3 protein-coding genes are annotated in these 2,827 nt (G+C 71.2%); all 3 read left to right on the forward strand.

Translation table 11 applies throughout. The features are described from left to right. Window positions 1–302: hypothetical protein (locus HMPREF0731_RS24795; protein WP_007001954.1), on the forward strand; the 302-nt coding region annotated here is incomplete at its 5' end. Further along, window positions 299–1,399 carry a toxic anion resistance protein gene (locus tag HMPREF0731_RS00245; RefSeq protein WP_007001955.1) on the forward strand — a complete coding sequence of 367 codons (1,101 nt, stop codon included), beginning with the start codon at window positions 299–301 and terminating at the stop codon, window positions 1,397–1,399. The genes HMPREF0731_RS24795 and HMPREF0731_RS00245, both read left to right, overlap by 4 nt. Before the next feature lie 205 nt (window positions 1,400–1,604). After that, entirely contained in the window at window positions 1,605–2,663 is a 1,059-nt protein-coding gene (locus HMPREF0731_RS00250; protein WP_007001956.1) for an alcohol dehydrogenase, read from the forward strand. Window positions 2,664–2,827 lie beyond the last annotated feature (164 nt).

Below are 2,827 nucleotides of genomic sequence, written 5' to 3' on the forward strand. Positions count from 1 at the left end.
ATCTGCGGCTGCGCCCGGCGGTCACCGCCCTCGGCGCGCTGCTGGCCGAGCTGTCGCAGCGCCCCGGCGCGCTGACCGAGGCGCGGCGCTTCCTCGCCCTGCAGCTGGACGGGCTGGAGCGGATCGATGGCCGGCTGCGCGCCGGCGCCGAGCCGCCGGCGAGCCTGGCCGATCTGGTCGAGGAGATGGCGCGCGGCAGCTACCAGATGCGCGACCGCCTCCGCGCCGCCGAGACCGAGGCGCTGGAGATCCAGGTGAAGGTGCTGGCCGAGCGGCTGCGCCAGGAGGGCTATGCAGCATGAGCGGCGAGATCACCCGCGACACCCAGCGCCCGGTTCCGGGCACCCCGCAGGCGGCCGCGCCCAGCGCCCCGATCGCGCCGGAGCGGGTGGAGGCCCTGGCCGCCGCCATCGACCTGGCCGATCCCGGCACCATCCTGCGCTTCGGCGCCGAGGCGCAGAACCGCGCCGCGGCGGCGGCCGACGCCATGCTCGGCGCCGCGCGCAACCAGACGACCGGGGAGGCGGGGGACGCGCTCTCCGGCCTGCTCTCCACGCTGCGCGGCTTCGATGTCACGCAACTCGGCGAGAAACCCTCCTGGCTCGGCCGGATTTTCCAGCGCGGCAAGGCCGAGGCCGTCGCCATCATGCAGCGCTACGAGACGGTGCGCGGCCAGATCGAGGTGATCGGCGACAAGCTCGACGGCCACCGCACAAGGCTGCTGGAGGATGTGGAGCGGCTGGAACGCCTCTATGGCGCGACGCTGGACTGGTTCCACGCGCTCGCCGAGCACATCGCCGCCGGCGAGGCGGTGCTGGCCCGCACCGATGCCGAGGCGATTCCCGCCGCCGAGCGCGCCGCGGCGGATGCCACCGACCCGCTGGCGCCGCAGCGGCTGCGCGATCTGCGCGCGGCGCGGGACGAGCTGGACCGCCGGGTGCATGACCTGCGGCTGACGCGGCAAGTGGCGATGCAGTCGCTGCCCGGCATGCGGCTGATCCAGGAGAACGACAAGGCGCTGGCGGCCAAGATCCATTCGGTGCTGGCCAACACCGTGCCGCTGTGGCGCACCCAGCTGGCCCAGGCGCTGGCCATCCAGAACATGCGCGAGGCCGGCGCCGCCGTGCGCGCCGCCACCGACCTGACCAACCAGCTGCTGACCGCCAATGCCGAGACGCTGCGCCAGGGCAATGCCGAGGCGCGGGTGGAGCTGGAGCGCGGCGTGTTCGACCTGGCCGCGGTGAAGCAGGCCAATGCGGCGCTGGTGGCGACTCTGGAGGACAGCCTGCGCATCGCCGAGGAAGGCCGCGCCACGCGCCGCCAGGCCACCGAGGAGCTGGCCAAGGCCGAGTTGGAGATCCGCCGGGCGCTGTCGGCGTCGAAGCCAGCAAGAAGCTAGAATCTTCTTTTTCTGAAGAAAAAGAAGCAAAAAGACTTTCTTTCATTTTGGCGTCCCGCCTCAGGCCATCAGCGGGACGCCAACGGACAAAAGTTTTTTGGTTCTTTTTTTCAAAAAAGAACCTCCTTTCCTCCCTTCCTATCCCCCTTGACCCCGCCGCCCTTCGGGTCTCCCATTTCCCTGTCCAAGAAGGGGGAGAGAACCCATGCGTGGCTGGGCTGTGGTCGAGTGTGGCGCGCCGCTGGAATATGTCGAGCTGCCGATGGGCGAGCCGACCGGCGAGGAGGTGCTGCTGGAGGTGACGCATTGCGGCGTCTGCCATTCCGACCTGCATATCTGGGAAGGCAGCTACGATCTCGGCAGCCGCGGCAAGATGTCGCTGAAGGATCGCGGCGTGGTGCTGCCCCTGGCCATGGGGCATGAGGTGGTCGGCCGCGTCGTGAAGCTGGGGCCGGAGGCCAAGGGCGTCGCGGTGGGCGACACGCGCATCGTCTTCCCCTGGCTCGGCTGCGGCAAATGCGCGCGCTGCCAGGCGGGCGAGGACAATATGTGCGCCGTCGCCGCGCGCAGCCTGGGCGTGTTCCAGCATGGCGGCTACGCCACCCACATCATGGCGCGCAGCCCGCGCCACCTGGTGGCGTTCGACGGGCTCGACCCGGCGGTGGCCGCCACCTATGCCTGCTCCGGCGTCACCGTGTACTCCGCCATCCGCAAGGTGATGCCGCTGCCGCCCGAGGCGCCGGTGGTCATCGTCGGCGCCGGCGGGCTCGGGCTGAACGCGATCGAGGTGCTGAAGGCGCTCGGCCACCAGCGGATCGTCGTCGTCGACATCTCGGCCGAGAAGCTGGAGGCGGCCAGGCGCGCCGGCGCCAGCGACGTGGTGCAGGCCGGCGGCGAGGACACCACGGCGCGGCTGATCGCCACCTGCGGCGGCCCGGTCGAGGCGGTGATCGACCTGGTGAACGGCACCGCCACCGCGCGCTTCGCCTTCGATGCGCTGATCAAGGGCGGCAAGCTGATCCAGGTCGGGCTGTTCGGCGGCGAGCTGACCGTGCCGCTGCCGGTGATGGCCACCAAGGCCCTGACGGTGCGCGGCTCCTATGTCGGCAACCCGCAGGAGCTGCGCGAGGTCGTCGAGCTGGCGCAGCAGGGCAAGCTCTCGCCCCTGCCGGTCAGCACCGTGCCGGCCGACCAGGTGAACAGCGTGCTGAACCGGCTGAAGGATGGCCAGGTGCATGGCCGCGTGGTGCTGACCGCCGCCTAGGGGCTTCGCCTCTCGCGCCAAGGTGACCGCCGGGTTGCGCGGGTGTATAGAACATCCGTGCAACGAGGCGGGGAACCATGAGCGAGGCGAGCGTCGACGCCGTGCCGCAGCCGCGGCCGCTTCCGAACGGCGCCGGCGCGATGGTGGCGGCGCTCTCCGCCGCC

The organism is Pseudoroseomonas cervicalis ATCC 49957 (assembly GCF_000164635.1).
In the GTDB taxonomy this organism is placed as follows: Bacteria; Pseudomonadota; Alphaproteobacteria; order Acetobacterales; family Acetobacteraceae; genus Pseudoroseomonas; species Pseudoroseomonas cervicalis.